This window comes from Alteromonas sp. RKMC-009 (assembly GCF_003584565.2).
GTDB lineage: Bacteria > Pseudomonadota > Gammaproteobacteria > Enterobacterales > Alteromonadaceae > Alteromonas.
The window spans coordinates 2,154,644-2,171,176 of sequence record NZ_CP031010.1 but is presented as its reverse complement, the minus strand read 5'-3'; the positions used below and the strand labels follow the sequence as shown (position 1 = coordinate 2,171,176).

Below are 16,533 nucleotides of genomic sequence, written 5' to 3'. Positions count from 1 at the left end.
ATACTTGTAATTTTGCAACATTTTTTGCTTTTTACTTTGCCAATTATGCCATTTTGATCCATACTTTACGTAATTTTTTTTCACTTGTACCAAAATACAATTAGAGGTATGACATGACTATTCGCATCGGTATCAATGGTTTTGGACGCATTGGTCGTTTGGTAATGCGCGCTGCACAAAAGCGTGACGACATTGAAGTTGTTGCTATCAACGATCTGCTGGACACAGATTACATCGCTTACATGCTGAAATATGATTCAACCCATGGCGTTTTTGATGGTGAAATAAAGGTAGACAATAACCAGCTGATAGTAAATGGTAAAACTATCCGTGTTACATCAGAAAGAAACCCTGCTGACCTGGCATGGAACGATGTAAACGTTGACGTTGTTGTTGAATCTACAGGTTTGTTCCTGACAAAAGATACTGCTTCAGCTCACCTTGAAGCCGGCGCAAAGAAAGTGGTGATGTCTGCACCATCTAAAGACGACACGCCTATGTTCGTTATGGGTGTTAACCACGGTGAATACGATGGCCAGACTATCGTTTCTAATGCGTCGTGCACCACAAACTGTCTTGCGCCTCTGGCGAAAGTATTGAACGACAAATTCGGTATTGTTGACGGTCTGATGACGACTGTTCACGCGACGACAGCAACACAGAAAACTGTTGACGGTCCTTCTCACAAAGACTGGCGCGGTGGTCGTGGTGCGAGCCAGAACATCATTCCATCTTCTACCGGTGCTGCGAAAGCCGTAGGTAAAGTTATCCCTGCACTGAACGGTAAATTAACCGGCATGGCATTCCGTGTGCCTACTCCGAATGTTTCAGTTGTTGACCTGACAGTAAATCTGGCAAAGCCAACCACTTATGAAGCTATCTGTGAAGCAATGAAGGAAGCGTCTGAAGGTGAACTGAAAGGCATTCTGGGGTACACCGAAGATGCTGTTGTGTCTAATGACTTCCTGGGTGACGCACGCACTTCAATCTTCGATGCAGATGCAGGTATCGCTCTGACTGACACGTTCGTTAAAGTTGTATCCTGGTACGACAACGAATGGGGTTACTCAAATAAAGTACTTGATTTGGTTCAGCATATTTCAAAATAATGCGAACACGCCCTAACCGGGTGATAAGCAAGATAAAAATGTAAAAAAAGGTGCGATTTGCTATCGCACCTTTTTGTTTTTGGATGCACAATAATAACCGGACTTTATTTTGGCAAGGAGATGTCACATGAGTATTCCCGACTCTGTAACCGTTGAAGAATCTTCAGGGATTACCTTTTTAAACGTAGACAATCAGTTTGCCAGCAGCCGTATCAGCTTATTTGGCGCGCATGTACTGTCATTCATTCCAAAATCTGATGATCGTGACCGTTTATGGCTCAGTCCTCATGCGTTCTTAAACGGTGAGCGCCCGATCCGTGGTGGAATTCCTCTTTGCTGGCCCTGGTTCAGTGATGATCATGGCCGTGAGAAAGGTGAACTGCCTTCTCATGGTTTTTTGCGCACCCAAAGCTGGCAGATTCAGTCTTCTGAAGACACCGGAGACGGCACGCGCATTGTTCTTACCCCCACATTCAGCCGTGGTGAAGGCTTTGAATATGATTGCAAAGTCAGCTACGAAATTCTGGTGGGTAAAACCCTGTCGATTACACTGAAAACAGAAAACACCGGTATCGTGCCGTTTTCATTCAATGCAGCAATGCACACCTATTTTTCAGTGGCTGATATCGCGCATACTAAAATTACAGGTATTGAAGGCGAGTACAAAGACAAACTGGAAAATTGGGCATTAAAGCCTGCCCCGTCTCCGTATACTTTCAGTGGTGAAACAGACCGCATTCATCAGCATGCTGCTCCTGACGTAACCATTTATGTAGAAGAGAAGCCATTTACCCGCGTAACGTCTATGGGACACGATTCTCTGGTGGTCTGGAATCCCTGGCAAGGGGCTGCTTCTATCGCTGACATGGACGCGTTTGGTTTCAGACATATGTTATGTATTGAGACAGCCGTGACCAATGGATGCACACTAGCACCCGGCGAAAGCCGCAGCGTCACGCAAATTGTTTCCTCCCTTTAGTCAGCCAGGGTAAAGGCTGTGTAAAGTATTGTTAAAAAGCTTTTTTGCAAGTACTCCGCAATAAATAATGAGATCTGTTCTTATTTGTTGCGGAGCGCTTTGTGAAACCTTCCCCGTTTATCTATATTTTCCTGGCTGCACTGTTACTGTCCGGTTGCGGCGGTTCAGACAGTTCAGATTCAACCACAGTTGAAACAGAAACCGGTTCAACATCCGATGACAGCTCAACCGGCGATACCGGCAGCGACGATTCGCCAGATGACTCAGATGAAAGTGATGCCGGTGATGACGACACTGCAGACGACAGCGACGATGAAGCCGCCGACGATTCTGCGTCTGAAGAAACGGCCACGGAAAGTCAGTGTGACGATACGTCCACAGCGCAAATGGACGAACTGATTTGCGCCACGGAGAACTTCATCGCTACCCTCACCACCACTGAACAATCAGCCATTTTGTATGAGTGGGATAATTCCAATACTGAACGGACAATCTGGTCAAATTTCCCCACCAACAATGTGCAGCGAAATGGTATGCGCATTGGAGAATTATCGGATACAGCTTATGACGCGCTCATCACCGTTGCGCAAACGTTATTAAATGACGCCGGATACGAAGATTTTCGCGGCGTACTGGCTGCTGATGATTATCTGCAGGAACAGGGAGGCGGCAACACTTACAGTTCTGCGAACTATTACATCGCAATATTCGGAACCCCTGGCCGCGAAGATAACTGGATGATTCAGCTCGGTGGCCATCACCTTGCCTACAACGTGACGATGGTGGAAGGTACCGGTTACCCTGTGCCTAATCATATTGCATCAGAGCCTAAATCTGCTTTTGAACTCAACAGTACGACGTATGCGCCGCTGGTGGATGAAGGTGATGCGATGGTAGCCATGTTTGAAGCATTATCTGACGATGAATTCTCAGACGCTTATCTGAGCGGTGAATCTTATTCTGATGTGCTTGTGGGGCCTGACAACGGAAGTGGCGTACAGCCAAATGACTATCCAGTTGGCGACGATCGCGGTGGTATTAACGTAGCAACCTTAAGCGAAACGCAGCAGGCGCTGGTCATTGCAGCAATCGCCGAATGGGTGGACGACTACCAGAGCGATATTTCTGACCATCTGATGGCAGATTACACAACAGAAGAGGCACTGGCGGATACTTATATCGCTTGGGCAGGTTCGGAATCAGCAGGCGTTGATGTCGATCAGAGCGGCACTTACATGAGGATCGACGGTCCCCGCGTATGGATTGAAGTCGCCTGTCAGGGCGGCGTTGTTATCCGCGGTCAGACCCACTATCACACTGTCTACCGTGATAAGGAAATGGATTATGGCAATACGCTGTAATCTGTTATTTCTGATGGCAGCAACCTGTTGGCTGGTAACTTTGCCGGTTGCTGCCCATCCGGCTTCTGCCACTAAAATGACAATTCATCAGAGCGCCGGTACGCTGAAGATTGAATTATTATTGCCACTGGACCAGTTACAGCAGGCCAATCCCCTGTGGCCTGCGCTCACCTCTGAAAGTCCTTCACAGCTGCACAACCGCATGGCTGCATATCTTGACGAACACCTGATTGTGACTGCCGCGGACACAATGCACACAGGGGCTTATGCCATACAAACTGACGCTCCCCGGTTTCAGCAGTGTGATTATGAGACCTGTCTGTTTGTGAGTATAACAGCCGCAACTGAGCACGCACATCAGCCATCATCACTGGAGGTTCAGTACGATGGCATCACGCACCGGGTGCGTAATCACCGTACTCTTGTGTCAGTCAGTAATTCAGGCGGAGACAGCCCTGCAAGTCATTCTACCGTGCTGTCCTGGCGGCATACATCTGTCAGCCTGAAAGCTGCTGCCCTGAGCATCACTGATCTGCTCATCCGCTACTTTAACGCCGGCCTCCATCATATCTTTGCCGGTACAGACCATTTGCTGTTCCTGTTTTGTTTGTTGTTCACTGTAGTCAGTGCATCAAAACAGCATAACTGGCGTAAAGGTTATACGTGGCGACAGGCGTTGATCATGATATCCCTTTTCACCGCTGGCCATACAGTATCACTGGCGCTATCTGCAACCGGTGTACTGAGCATGCCTGTGTGGTTAACTGAAGCGTGCGTGGCTGCTACGGTTTTGGTGACAGCGGTATTGTTGCTGATTCAACCGGCACGGCTTCACAATGTACCGGTATTACTGTTCGGTGTGATCCATGGCGTCGCCTTTTCAGAAGTCATGCAGGGGCTGCCGCTTGATACAGTCACAAGGTTACTCGCGGTGGCGGGGTTTAACGCAGGGGTTGAGTTATTTCAGGCGGCGCTGAGTGTGGTAGTACTGCCACTGCTGTTAATGGCATCCCGCTATACTGCTTTTGCAATAACGCGGGCCATATTTGCTTTCCTGACAGCTTGCTTTGGCTTTAACTGGCTGACGATGCGCATTGTGACAGAACCGGGTTATGCATGGCTTATAAGTGCTGTGGTGCTGATTGCTGCACTGATAACCGCCTTCAAACTGCCGCCTTCACAAGCCGGAAACAAACACCATCAGGCATAAGCATTTAAGCAGACATAAAAAAACCGGATGTTATTCAACATCCGGTTTATGAGCAAAATCAGAGAATTTGTACTCAGGCTTTGGCACCGTCACAGGCTTCTTTTGCCAGTTGGGTTATCTTGTCCCAGTCGCCGCTTTCAATGGCATCATCAGGTGCAACCCATGAACCGCCAACACAACGAACGTTAGACAGAGCCAGGTAGTCGTTGTAGTTAGCCGGACCGATACCGCCTGTAGGACAGAATGTCACATCAGGGAAAGGACCGCCGATAGATTTAAGCGCCTTCACGCCACCTGATGCTTCAGCAGGGAAAAATTTCAGGTGGTCATAACCCGCATCCTTCGCTGTCATCAGATCAGAAATTGAAGAAATACCAGGAATCAACGGAATATCGTAACCTTTACCGGCTTCCAGCAGTGCTTCAGTCAGACCCGGGCTGATAGCGAATTTCGCACCGGCTTCAACAACCTGTTTAAGCTGCTGTGCATTGGTAACAGTACCCGCACCGATAATCGCTTCAGGTACTTCGTCTGCGATTTTCTTGATCACATCCAGAGCAACAGGTGTACGCAGTGTGACTTCCAGCACCTTAATGCCACCTGCAATCAGTGCTTTTGCCAGTGGCACAGCTTTGTCCAGGTCCTTAATTACCAGTACCGGGACTACCGGGCCAGCAGCAAAAATGTCTGCCGGTGTATAGTTAGCGTTCGTTGTCATAGTTCACTCGCTGTATGTTGTTTCAGGTATGCAGATGCACCTAATAATCCGTGGTCGGGCTCTGCAATCAGATAAGTTGGAATGTCTTTCACGTAATGCTTCATCTGGCCTTTGGCCTCGAAGCGGGCACGGAAGTCACTCTCTTTTAAGAATTCTGCAAAACGGTTCGCAATACCGCCGCCGATGAAAATACCACCGGTGGTAGCCATGTTCAGTGCCAGGTTACCGGCAAAACTGCCCATGATACGGCAGAACTGAGTCAGAGTTTGTACGCACACATCGCATTCGCCGGACAACGCACGTTCAGTAACCTGAGACGGTTCTGTGTGTGTTACCGGTACGTTATTGTGTAATGCCAGTGCTTTGTAGATGTTCATCAGGCCACGACCAGACATCACCTCTTCGGCAGATGCGCGACCGTGTTCATTTTGCAGGTAGCGCCAGATCACCACATCTGTTTCATCAACAGGGGCGAAATCAACATGACCACCCTCGCCGTCCAGGGTTTGCCAGCCTGAAGACGTCATGGTGATGTGCTCTACGCCTAACCCGGTGCCCGGACCAAATACAGCGATATTGCCGTTGGTTTTCGCCGTGCCGGTTCCGATTTGCACTACCTGATCATCACCTAATACCGGTAATGAATGCGCCACGGCTGTGAAATCATTGATCACAAACAGATTGTCCAGCTTCAGCTGACCACGTAATGCAGTTTGTGAGAATGCCCAGCTGTGGTTCGTCATCTCTACCTGGTCTCCCAGTACCGGACAGGCAATAGCAATACAACCTGACGTAAAGGCGAACTGAGGTAAATCTGCGAAATACTGGCCAATAGCCAAATCAATACTGGCAAAATCTCTGCACTGGTATTTGATGATATTGTCTACACCGCTATCAGTTACACGGGCAAGACGAATGTTCGTCCCGCCGACATCTGCAACGAAAAGTGCCGTCATAGCGCCTGCTCCTGAGTTACAAACAATGAACACGCGCCTTCTTCAGCACCGGACAGAATATTTCTGTAACCGGAGAACAGTTCACGTCCCATACCTTCCTGGTGATGCGCCAGGTCCGCTTCTTTTGCGGTACGTGCAGCCAGGGTTTCGTCATCTACCAGCAATGTCAGTTCGCCGGTTTCTGTATTCAGTTCAATGAGGTCGCCGGATTCCACTTTCGCCAGCATGCCGCCTTTGTAGGCTTCCGGGGTGACATGGATAGCCGCTGGTACTTTACCTGACGCACCGGACATACGTCCGTCTGTTACCAGCGCGACTTTGAAACCGCGGTCCTGTAATACACCCAGAGGTGGTGTTAAGCGGTGCAGTTCAGGCATACCAATCGCTGACGGGCCCTGGAAACGCACAACGATAATGCAGTCTTTGTCCAGATCACCGGATTTGAACGCTGCATCCAGTTCGAACTGATCTTCGAACACCACAGCAGGTGCTTTGATATGGCAAACCGGAGACTTAAGTGCAGACGTTTTGATAACGCCACGACCCAGGTTACCGCGCAGTACGCAAACACCACCGTCAGGCTTAAAGGGTTTCTCAACAGTGGCCAGTACCTCTTTATCAAGAGATTCAACCGGACCGTCACGCCATTCAAGTTCACCGTCTTTCAGAACCGGCTCTTTGGTGTATAAATCCAGACCGTCACCACAAATTGTCTTAACGTCATTGTGCAGCAGACCTGCATCCAGCAGCTGTTTGAACAACAGCGACATACCACCGGCAGCGACAAAATGGTTAATGTCAGCGTGACCATTCGGATAGATACGGGTAATTAACGGTGTGGCATCAGACAGATCTGAGAAGTCGTCCCAGTTAACCAGAATACCGGCTGCACGGGCAATCGCCACAAGGTGCATGGTGTGGTTTGTTGAACCACCAGTCGCCAGTAATGCGACGATTCCGTTAACAATGGCTTTCTCGTCAACAATATGACCAATCGGCGTGTAGTTGTCGCCCAGGTCAGTGATACGGGTTGCCTGAACGGATGCAGCTTTCGTCAGTGCATCACGTAGCGGCGTGCCAGGATTAACAAACGATGACCCCGGCAGATGCAGACCCATAGTCTCAACCACCAGCTGGTTAGAGTTCGCTGTACCGTAAAAAGTACAGGTACCGGCAGAGTGGTAAGACTGAGATTCTGCTTCAAGTAATTTGTCGCGCCCGACTTTACCCTGAGCAAATTCCTGACGGACACGGGCTTTCTCTTTGTTTGGCAAACCTGAAGGCATTGGACCGGCAGGAATGAAAACAGTCGGTAAGTGACCAAAGGCCAGTGAGCCCATCAGTAGTCCGGGAACAATCTTGTCGCAGATCCCCAGCATCAGAGCGCCGTCAAACATGTTGTGAGACAGACCCACTGCGGTTGCCTGGGCAATAATGTCACGGCTCATCAGGCTCAGATCCATACCCGGGTTACCCTGAGTAACACCATCACACATGGCCGGTACACCACCGGCGAACTGCGCTACGCTGCCCACCTGACGGATGGCTTCTTTAATGATTGCCGGATACGCTTCGTACGGCTGGTGAGCCGACAGCATATCGTTATAAGAAGAGATGATTGCGATATTGGCTTTCGTCATTGAACGCAAATCGGCTTTGTCATCGCTGCCACAAGCGGCGAAGCCGTGAGCCAGGTTACCACAGGACAGCACACCACGGTGCGGCCCCTGACGGCGAGCCTTTTCTATTTTTTCCAGATAGGCCTTACGGGTTTCTTTACTGCGTTCAATAATTCGCTGTGTTACTTCAGCAATTTGAGAATTCATGATCTGCTCCTAGGGTGCCCACATCAGCGTGACATCAGCACGGTTGACAACTGCGGTAACGGGTTTTTCCAGCTCAGTTGCATTAGCAATGGCGTCTTCTAAAACCGCTTTTTTCTTTTCACCGGTGAGGTGAATAAAGATATTGCGACTGTTTAACAGTGCAGGCAGTGTCAGTGAAATACGTTGGTGAGGGGCCGTGGTAGGTTGGGTAGCGATACAAATTTTACCACTTGCCAGATCCAGACCATCCGCAACCTGTTCCGAACACGGAAACAGTGATGCTGTGTGGCCATCTTCGCCCATACCGAGAATAAGCGCGTCGAAAGGCTGGCTGAAACTGGACAGGCGGTTTTCCGCCTCGGCGATACCATCATTGGCATCTGCATCATCCGTTTTCAAAGTGACAAAATTAGCGGCTGCCGCTCTGTTCTGAATCAGATTTTCACGCACCAGCTTTGTATTGCTGGCGTCGTCATTTTCATCAACCCAACGCTCATCAGCCAGCGTAATGTCAACTTTATCCCAGGCAAGGTCAGACTGGCTAAGCTGTTTGAACAGTGCCAGAGGTGTTCTGCCTCCGCTCACTACCAGACTGGCGCGGCCACGTTCAGCAATGCCTTTTTCCAGCAGTGAAATAAGCGTGTCTGCAAATGCACTGGTCAGTGCATCTGCATTGTCAAAAGCATTAATTGTCAAAGCCATCTTATTTCTTCTTCCGTGTTGTTTTGCTTTCATACCAACTACGGTTAGCGCGTGCTAATAACCCGATAGAATCTACCGGTCCCCACGTACCAGCCTGATACGGCTCCGGTGGCTCATTAGTTTGCTTCCACGCTTCAAGAATTGAATCAACCCAGTTCCACGCCTGTTCAATTTCATCACGGCGAACAAACAGGGCCTGGTTGCCCAGCATGACTTCAAGTAACAGCTTTTCATAAGCATCAGGAATGCGGTCATCGCCAAATGCATCTGAGAAACTCAGGTCGAGTTTTGACTTTTGCAGGTCCATTGAACCTGAGCTGGTCAGACCCGGTACCTTATTCATTACGGTGATTTCAACACCTTCGTCAGGCTGCAGACGGATAACCAGTTTATTAGGCGGCAGATTCTGGAAGCTGTCACCGAACAGGTTGTGTGGCTGACGTTTGAAGTAAATCACAACTTCAGACACTTTGGTCGGCAAACGCTTACCAGTTCTTAAATAGAACGGCACGCCGGCCCAGCGCCAGTTGTCGATATCGGCCTTGATGGCAACAAAGCTTTCAGTACGGCTGCGGGTGTTGGCACCCTCTTCTTCCAGATAGCCGGGTACTTCTTCACCCTTAACGAAACCGGACGTGTACTGACCACGAACTGTTGATTCATTGATATTGCTCAGGTTAATCGGACGTAAGGCTTTCAGTACTTTCAGTTTTTCATCACGGATACTGTCGGCATTCAGGTTTGCCGGCGGTTCCATGGCAATCAGACTGAGAATTTGCAACAGGTGGTTCTGCACCATGTCACGCATTTGACCAGCGTCATCAAAATAGCCCCAACGGCCTTCAATCCCTACCGACTCAGCAACAGTGATCTGTACGTGGTCAATGGAGTTGTGGTCCCAGTTGGTAGCAAAAATGGAGTTAGCAAAACGCAGTGCAATCAGGTTAAGAACGGTTTCTTTACCCAGATAGTGGTCAATGCGGTAGATTTGCGATTCTTTAAAGTATTCTGAAACCTGGTCATTAATGACTTTAGAAGATTCCAGATCGTGACCAATTGGTTTTTCCAGCACTACCCGTACGGAGCTGTCGATAATATCGCAGCTGTGCAGACCACGGCAGATGTCACCGTAGATAGCCGGCGGAGTCGCCAGATAGCACACCATAATGCGGTCTGCATCTACCACTGAATCAAAAACGCGGTAGCTTTCAGTATTCTTCATATCCACACAAGCATATTGCAGACGGGCTTCAAGGCGGGCCCAGGTATCTTCGCAAACTTGTTTGGAACCAAATTTTTCGATGTTGTTACGGACTTCTTTCTTGTAGTCCTCAGTGCTCAGGTCCTGACGCGCTACACCAATAATTTTGGTATCAGGGTGAATGAGCTCAGCTTTTTCCAGCTGATATAAGGACGGCAATAGTTTCCGTCGTGAGAGATCCCCTAACGTGCCAAACAGCACAAAATCACAGGGTTCAAAGGAATTATCCATTACCATATTTCGTCGACCTTCTTAATGATAATCCAGATAACAGTTCGATACTGTCAGGCAACGCAGATGAACTGTCTCGTCGTTGTTAGCACATAGTTAACACCAAATGTAGTAAAATTACAACTTGAGTCATCTATGACACGTTAAAGAGGTATTTATTCGCTGAATACCCGCCATTCTGTTGCTTCGATTGTCAAAAAATTACATTTTTCTTGTCACCCGAGTCACTTTGGGTAGTATAGAAAGCTGGAATGACTATAACTTTACCTTACTTTTCGCTATATCCGTATGAATATTCTTGAGAAAATTACGCAAAATAAAGCCGCTTTCAGCAAGTCTGAGCGCAAAGTTGCCGAAATAATACTGGCCAACCCGCAAACGGCAATTCATTCGAGTATAGCAACGCTCGCTAAAATGTCTGATGTCAGTGAGCCGACAGTAAACCGTTTTTGCCGCCGTCTGGACACCAAAGGCTTCCCGGATTTTAAATTACATCTGGCACAAAGCTTAGCGAATGGCACTCCGTATGTTAACCGTCATGTAGATGAAAGCGACGGCCCGGGTGAATACACCAACAAAATTTTCGAAAGCACCATGGCTTCCCTCGAAGTTGCGCGGCAATCCATTGACGTCAATGTAGTTAACCGTGTTGTTGATCTGTTGACTCAGGCACAAAAAATTTCATTTTTTGGCCTCGGCGCCTCGGCCTCTGTGGCCCACGACGCGTTGAATAAGTTTTTCCGCTTCAATGTGCCCGTGGTTTACTTTGAAGATATTCTGATGCAACGCATGAGTTGCATGAACTGCACAGACGGCGATGTGGTTGTATTGATTTCCCACACCGGCAGAACCAAAAGCCTGGTCGAGATTGCCCAGATTGCCCGCAGTAACGATGCCACTGTCGTTGGTATCACCTCTGCAGACAGCCCTTTATCACGTGAATGCAGTTACGTATTGTCTCTGGAAGTGCCGGAAGACACTGACATGTACATGCCCATGGCGAGCCGTATTGCCCAGCTTACTTTAATTGATGTACTGGCCACCGGCTTCACCCTGCGTCGTGGCAATAAATTCAGAGAAAATCTCAAGCGGGTCAAAGACACCCTTCGTGGTTCCCGTTTTGACAAGCGTGACTTATAACAGTTCATTCCAGCTGATTTATTGAAGACCGCTTTTACCAGCGATCTTTTTTTAACCATTTTTTCTTCTTCCTGCGTTCAGATTAGTTCACACCTCACTGGTAAGGCCAGTGAGGAAAAAAGTTCTTTGCATTCACATTTTTGTCAGATTGCTCTACTATTCTGTAATAAAATTACGTAAAAGCATTACAGCAACATAAATCGAACATTTTTTCGACATTATTGTCAATGTAAGTAACGTGTGTAGAAGCCTCCCTGTTAACGACGAAGAACAAGCGACGAATCATATGACCAGAAGAACAAAGATACTTGCCACATTAGGACCAGCAACAGATACCATCGAACGCATTGAAGCCATCATCGCAGCAGGTGCAAACACAGTGCGGATGAACTTCTCTCACGGTCAGGCCGAAGATCACATTGAGCGTGCGAAGAAAGTACGTCAGGCAGCAAAGAACTTAAATAAATATGTAGCCATTCTCGGTGATTTGCAGGGCCCTAAAATTCGCGTAGCCCGGTTTAAAGAAGGCGCAGTAAATCTTGATGTAGGCGCACCTTTTACCCTTGATGCTGAAATGGCAAAAGATGACGGTGACGTGAACGCAGTAGGTATCGACTATAAAGCGCTGCCTGACGATGTAAACACCGGCGATATTCTGCTACTCGACGATGGCCGTATTCAACTGGAAGTTACTGAAGTAGCCGGTCGTAAAGTGCATACAAAAGTAACCGTAGGCGGAAAACTGTCTAACAATAAAGGCATCAACCGTCAGGGCGGTGGTCTGTCGGCCGAAGCTCTGACTGCGAAAGACAAAGAAGATATTAAAACTGCCGCTAAAATCGGCGTTGATTATCTGGCAGTCTCCTTTCCCCGTTCAGGTGCAGACCTGAACTATGCCCGTGAGCTGGCCCGCGAAGCCGGTTGTGAAGCACTAATCTGTGCCAAAGTAGAACGTGCTGAAGCCGTTGCTACTGATGAAGCCATTGACGATATCATCAGTGCATCTGACGCCGTTATGGTTGCCCGTGGTGACCTGGGTGTGGAGATCGGTGATGCAGAGCTGGTAGGTGTTCAGAAGAAACTGATTGCCCGCTCTCGTCAACTGAATAAAGTTGTCATTACTGCCACGCAGATGATGGAATCAATGATCACCAGCCCGATGCCAACCCGTGCAGAAGTGATGGACGTGGCGAACGCCGTACTGGACGGTACGGATGCAGTGATGTTATCGGCGGAAACTGCTGCCGGTAATTACCCTGTTGAAACAGTGAGAGCTATGGCACGGGTTTGTGAAGGTGCAGAAACACACCCCAGTGTTAAACTGTCCAAGCACAGAATGGATACAGTGTTCTCTACGGTCAGTGAAACAGTGGCGTTGTCTGCAGTTTATGCTGCTAACCACCTGCCAAGCATCAAAGCTATTGTTGCATTAACTGAAAGTGGTAATACGCCTAAGCTGATGTCACGTATTACCACCGGTTTACCTATCATAGCTATGTCACGTCACGAAGCCACGCTTAATGCAATGGCACTTTACCGTGGTGTGAAGCCGGTATTCTTTGATTCCCGCGACAGTGAACCGGGTCAGCTGAAACACGACACCATGGCAGCACTAAAAGCCATCGGTCTGGTGAAAGAAGGTGACAGTGTGATCATGACTTACGGCGATGAAATGGAAAAAATCGGTGCGACCAACGCGCTGAAAATTGTTCAGGTAGATTAATACTGACTCAATTTAATGTCCGTTCAACGGATACAGGAAGGCCGGCAATGTTGCCGGCCTTTTGCTTTGTGCTTATCACTGATGCGGTCAACGCCGGTCAGGATTGAAACGATCAGCGCCAGTAAGTGAAAAACGGCGTGCTGTCCGGACGAATTACCGGCGGCGTATCGATTGCCGGTGTGCCTAAATATAAAAATCCAGCTATTTCATCTTCTTCATTTAACGACAATGCCTTTCTTACCAGCTCACAATGGGCGTAGGCGCCGGTCCGCCATATTCCGTTAAATCCTTGCGCCTGAGCAGCCATTTGCATGGCCATTACCGCACAGGCTGTCGACGCGACCTGCTCTACACGGGGCACTTTTTCATGCTCTTTATACGTTGTGATGGCCACAATCACCATAGGAGCACGCATCGGCAACTGCGGGGCACGTTCTATTTCTTTGGCGGATTTGTCGTTTTCAATAGCAGACTGCTCAAACACAGAACCGAGTTTTACCAGCCCCTGCCCTTCACACACAATAAAACGCCATGGCGTAAGCGCCGCATGGTCCGGCGCACGTAAAGCGGCCTGAAAAATATTTTCCAGGGCATCGCCCTCCGGCGCAGGGGCTTTGAGTCTGGGTTGGGAACGACGGTTTAACAGCAGGTCAAGAGCTTCCAATTGCGGTTCTCCTTATACACATCGGGAAATACATTGATGAAAGCACAATGTATCAGCGGCGTGGTGCAGATGAAACAGCTTTTACCAAACTTATCCCTCAATGATGTATATTCACAGTAAATCAGGCCTGTAGCGCTTGTTTACCGCTATCACAATTCATTACAATTTAAGTTAGCTATCCTTCGTGGTTCCGTTACCATGAACTAAACATCCGTCTGAGGTACAAAGCAATATGGCAGCAAAAGGAAGCTGGACGAAAGCATTATTCACAGGACTATGGACAGTACTGAATTTCGCCAGAAAACTCGTATTTAATCTTATTTTTCTGGTTCTTCTTATTGGCGTCATTATTGCCATCAGTAGCAGTGAAGATCCCATCTCGGTAAAACCTGACAGTGCATTATTATTGCAGCTGAACGGTAACCTGGTCATTGAAAAAGAACAGGTCGACCCGTTTTCACAATTCATGCAGGAAGCGTTTGGTGAAGAACCGGAAAACCCGGAAGTGCTGGTACGTGATGTGGTTAAGGTACTGGATAACGCCAAACAGGACTCCCGCATAAAAGCGCTCATTCTGGATTTGTCCGGGTTACAGGGCGGCGGACTGGATAAACTCCGCACCGTAGCCGCTGCCATCGATGATTTTAAGACCGAAAAACCGGTCTACGCTATCGGCGACTACTACAGCCAGAATCAATATTACCTTGCAGCACGTGCTGATCATATTTACCTGAATCCAATGGGTGGTGTGATGTTTGAAGGTTACGGCCGCTTCGGTATGTACTTTAAAGACATGCTGGAGAAGTTACGCATTACGACACATATCTTCCGAGTGGGTACGTACAAATCTGCCGTAGAGCCGTTTATCCGTAATGACATGTCTGACGCGGCAAAAGAAGCAAACAAGTTGTGGCTTGACACTTACTGGTCACAATACAAAGCTGATGTGGCTGCTGCACGTGGTATTGATGTCAGTAACTTCGATGAAGAACTGGACGTTCTGCTGAACAAGTTTGAAGAAGCCGGTGCAGATTTCGCTAAATATGCACTGAACAACGGCTGGGTGGATGCCCTTAAAACCCGGGAAGAAGTCCGTCAGGAACTGGTTGCTTTAGTCGGAACGGATGAAAACAAACTGGGTGTCAACGTTACCCCTTTTAATACATACCTGAAAGCCGTTAATCCGCCGTTACCCAAAATGGGTAACACGAAGGATAAAGTCGCAATTGTGGTAGCCAAAGGCGAAATCCTCGACGGTAATCAGCCCGCCGGCACAATCGGTGGGGACAGCACAGCACGCTTATTACGTCAGGCCCGTCTTGATGATACGGTGAAAGCTGTCGTTCTGCAGGTCGATTCACCGGGAGGCAGTTCATTTGCATCCGAAATTATCCGTCAGGAAGTGCTGGAACTGCAAAGCGCCGGTAAGCCTGTCGTTGTGTCTATGAGCACCTATGCAGCATCCGGTGGTTACTGGATTTCTGCACCGGCAGATAAAATCATTGCTTCCCCCAGCACTATCACCGGTTCCATCGGAGTGTTTGGTATGTTCCTTACCTTCGAGGATTCACTGGAATACCTTGGCATTAACACCGACGGTGTTGCATCTACCGAAATTGCCGGTATGTCAGCACTGCGCGAGCTGGATCCCCGCTTTGGTGAAATCCTCCAGCGCAATGTGGAAAGTGCTTATCGCCAGTTCATCACCATGGTGGGTGAATCCCGCGGTATGAGCCCTGAAGCGGTTGATAAAATTGCCCAGGGCCGTGTATGGATTGGTAGTCAGGCACTGGAACTGGGTTTGGTAGACGAGCTGGGCGACCTTGATGATGCCGTCGCATCCGCTGCTGAAATTGCCGGTCTGGAAAGCTGGGACACCCAGTACGTTGAGCGTATCCTGTCTCCTCAGGAACAATTCTGGAAAGAGTTTTTCGGCCAGGCGCTGGTGTGGGGTGCAAAAATGCAATTCGCTGATAACGACAGTCACCTGATGAAAATGGTGAAGAACCTGTTAGCAGAAACCGGCACGGTGACCAACCTGAATGATCCACGCGGTGTATACACCCTGTGCCTTCAGTGTAAGGTGGACTAAGACCCGGTGACACTTAATCACTCTGAAAAAGAGGCGGTGATCCGTGAGGTTCACCGCCTCTTTGCTGTTGCAGAACGTTATTTTAACCGCTCTTTCCCTTTGCCGGATGTGTCTTTCAGGCGCAGCGGTAAAAACGCCGGCACCGCCTTTTTACAGCAGAACAGGGTTAACTTTCATCCTGTATTACTGGCTGCAAACAAAGCGGCATTTTTCAGTGATGTGATCCCACATGAAGTCAGTCATCTGATAACGTGGCATACAGCAGGCAAACGACGCAGAGTGAAACCTCACGGTCCGGAATGGCAGGCTGTCATGCAACATGTTTACGGCGTATCCCCTTCGACGACACATGACTTCGACTTATCCGTACTGGGCCTGACAACCTTTAACTACCGCTGTGGCTGTCAGACCATAGCATTGTCGGTGAGAAGGCATAATAATGTGAAAAAGGGCAGGACTTATCGCTGCAGACGATGCGGGGAAAATCTGGTATTCGTTAAGAACAGCGAAGCAACGTAAGCTGACTGAAAAGAAAAGAAGGCTTAAAAAAGGTTTAAAATC

14 protein-coding genes are annotated in these 16,533 nt (G+C 48.6%); 8 read left to right on the top strand and 6 right to left on the bottom strand.

The window, feature by feature from the left end; translation table 11 throughout:
• Positions 1 to 113: 113 nt before the first annotated feature.
• From gap to DS731_RS09530, 4 genes are all read left to right on the top strand, one after another.
• Complete coding sequence (gene gap, locus DS731_RS09545; protein ID WP_119501094.1) at positions 114 to 1,109, top strand: type I glyceraldehyde-3-phosphate dehydrogenase; 996 nt, start codon at positions 114 to 116, stop codon at positions 1,107 to 1,109.
• Positions 1,110 to 1,236: 127 nt separating this feature from the next.
• Positions 1,237 to 2,088 (top strand): D-hexose-6-phosphate mutarotase, encoded by an 852-nt coding sequence (locus DS731_RS09540; RefSeq protein ID WP_119501093.1) that lies wholly within the window; start codon positions 1,237 to 1,239, stop codon positions 2,086 to 2,088.
• 101 nt (positions 2,089 to 2,189) lie between these two features.
• Positions 2,190 to 3,449 carry a DUF3500 domain-containing protein gene (locus DS731_RS09535; protein WP_119501092.1) on the top strand — a complete coding sequence of 420 codons (1,260 nt, stop codon included), beginning with the start codon at positions 2,190 to 2,192 and terminating at the stop codon, positions 3,447 to 3,449.
• Complete coding sequence (locus tag DS731_RS09530) at positions 3,433 to 4,659, top strand: HupE/UreJ family protein (protein WP_119501091.1); 1,227 nt, start codon at positions 3,433 to 3,435, stop codon at positions 4,657 to 4,659. Before DS731_RS09535 ends, DS731_RS09530 begins: the two co-directional genes overlap by 17 nt.
• A gap of 73 nt (positions 4,660 to 4,732) precedes the next feature.
• On the opposite strand, the gene DS731_RS09525 is transcribed toward DS731_RS09530, so the two are convergent.
• The 5 genes from DS731_RS09525 to zwf are packed head-to-tail and all read right to left on the bottom strand — an operon-like array spanning position 4,733 to position 10,359.
• On the bottom strand, positions 4,733 to 5,377 hold the full coding sequence (locus DS731_RS09525; RefSeq protein ID WP_119501090.1) for a bifunctional 4-hydroxy-2-oxoglutarate aldolase/2-dehydro-3-deoxy-phosphogluconate aldolase: 645 nt from the start codon (positions 5,375 to 5,377) through the stop codon (positions 4,733 to 4,735).
• A complete protein-coding gene (locus DS731_RS09520; protein ID WP_119501089.1) occupies positions 5,374 to 6,333 on the bottom strand; it encodes a glucokinase in 960 nt (319 codons plus the stop codon). Before DS731_RS09520 ends, DS731_RS09525 begins: the two co-directional genes overlap by 4 nt.
• On the bottom strand, positions 6,330 to 8,159 hold the full coding sequence (edd, locus tag DS731_RS09515; protein ID WP_119501088.1) for a phosphogluconate dehydratase: 1,830 nt from the start codon (positions 8,157 to 8,159) through the stop codon (positions 6,330 to 6,332). Before edd ends, DS731_RS09520 begins: the two co-directional genes overlap by 4 nt.
• A gap of 9 nt (positions 8,160 to 8,168) precedes the next feature.
• Positions 8,169 to 8,861 (bottom strand): 6-phosphogluconolactonase, encoded by a 693-nt coding sequence (gene pgl, locus DS731_RS09510; protein WP_119501087.1) that lies wholly within the window; start codon positions 8,859 to 8,861, stop codon positions 8,169 to 8,171.
• A 1-nt stretch (position 8,862) separates the two neighbouring features.
• Entirely contained in the window at positions 8,863 to 10,359 is a 1,497-nt protein-coding gene (gene zwf, locus DS731_RS09505) for a glucose-6-phosphate dehydrogenase (RefSeq protein ID WP_119501086.1), read from the bottom strand.
• A 282-nt stretch (positions 10,360 to 10,641) separates the two neighbouring features.
• On the opposite strand from zwf, the gene DS731_RS09500 reads away from it, so the two are divergent.
• Complete coding sequence (locus tag DS731_RS09500; RefSeq protein WP_119501085.1) at positions 10,642 to 11,493, top strand: MurR/RpiR family transcriptional regulator; 852 nt, start codon at positions 10,642 to 10,644, stop codon at positions 11,491 to 11,493.
• Between the two features lie 286 nt (positions 11,494 to 11,779).
• A complete protein-coding gene (pyk, locus tag DS731_RS09495; protein WP_119501084.1) occupies positions 11,780 to 13,216 on the top strand; it encodes a pyruvate kinase in 1,437 nt (478 codons plus the stop codon).
• Positions 13,217 to 13,328: 112 nt separating this feature from the next.
• On the opposite strand, the gene DS731_RS09490 is transcribed toward pyk, so the two are convergent.
• Complete coding sequence (locus DS731_RS09490) at positions 13,329 to 13,880, bottom strand: NAD(P)H nitroreductase (RefSeq protein ID WP_119501083.1); 552 nt, start codon at positions 13,878 to 13,880, stop codon at positions 13,329 to 13,331.
• Positions 13,881 to 14,112: 232 nt separating this feature from the next.
• Between DS731_RS09490 and sppA the strand changes: the two genes are divergently transcribed.
• On the top strand, positions 14,113 to 15,972 hold the full coding sequence (gene sppA / locus DS731_RS09485; RefSeq protein ID WP_119501082.1) for a signal peptide peptidase SppA: 1,860 nt from the start codon (positions 14,113 to 14,115) through the stop codon (positions 15,970 to 15,972).
• A 6-nt stretch (positions 15,973 to 15,978) separates the two neighbouring features.
• Positions 15,979 to 16,491 (top strand): SprT family zinc-dependent metalloprotease, encoded by a 513-nt coding sequence (locus tag DS731_RS09480; RefSeq protein ID WP_232373520.1) that lies wholly within the window; start codon positions 15,979 to 15,981, stop codon positions 16,489 to 16,491.
• Positions 16,492 to 16,533 lie beyond the last annotated feature (42 nt).

Bases quoted from the DNA above. Each gene is read 5' to 3' on its own strand.
- gap (WP_119501094.1), top strand. From the start codon at position 114: ATGACTATTCGCATCGGTATCAATGGTTTTGGACGCATTGGTCGTTTG.
- DS731_RS09540 (WP_119501093.1), top strand. From the start codon at position 1,237: ATGAGTATTCCCGACTCTGTAACCGTTGAAGAATCTTCAGGGATTACC.
- DS731_RS09530 (WP_119501091.1), top strand. From the start codon at position 3,433: ATGGCAATACGCTGTAATCTGTTATTTCTGATGGCAGCAACCTGTTGG.
- DS731_RS09525 (WP_119501090.1), bottom strand. From the start codon at position 5,377: ATGACAACGAACGCTAACTATACACCGGCAGACATTTTTGCTGCTGGC.
- DS731_RS09520 (WP_119501089.1), bottom strand. From the start codon at position 6,333: ATGACGGCACTTTTCGTTGCAGATGTCGGCGGGACGAACATTCGTCTT.
- edd (WP_119501088.1), bottom strand. From the start codon at position 8,159: ATGAATTCTCAAATTGCTGAAGTAACACAGCGAATTATTGAACGCAGT.
- pgl (WP_119501087.1), bottom strand. From the start codon at position 8,861: ATGGCTTTGACAATTAATGCTTTTGACAATGCAGATGCACTGACCAGT.
- zwf (WP_119501086.1), bottom strand. From the start codon at position 10,359: ATGGTAATGGATAATTCCTTTGAACCCTGTGATTTTGTGCTGTTTGGC.
- DS731_RS09500 (WP_119501085.1), top strand. From the start codon at position 10,642: ATGAATATTCTTGAGAAAATTACGCAAAATAAAGCCGCTTTCAGCAAG.
- pyk (WP_119501084.1), top strand. From the start codon at position 11,780: ATGACCAGAAGAACAAAGATACTTGCCACATTAGGACCAGCAACAGAT.
- sppA (WP_119501082.1), top strand. From the start codon at position 14,113: ATGGCAGCAAAAGGAAGCTGGACGAAAGCATTATTCACAGGACTATGG.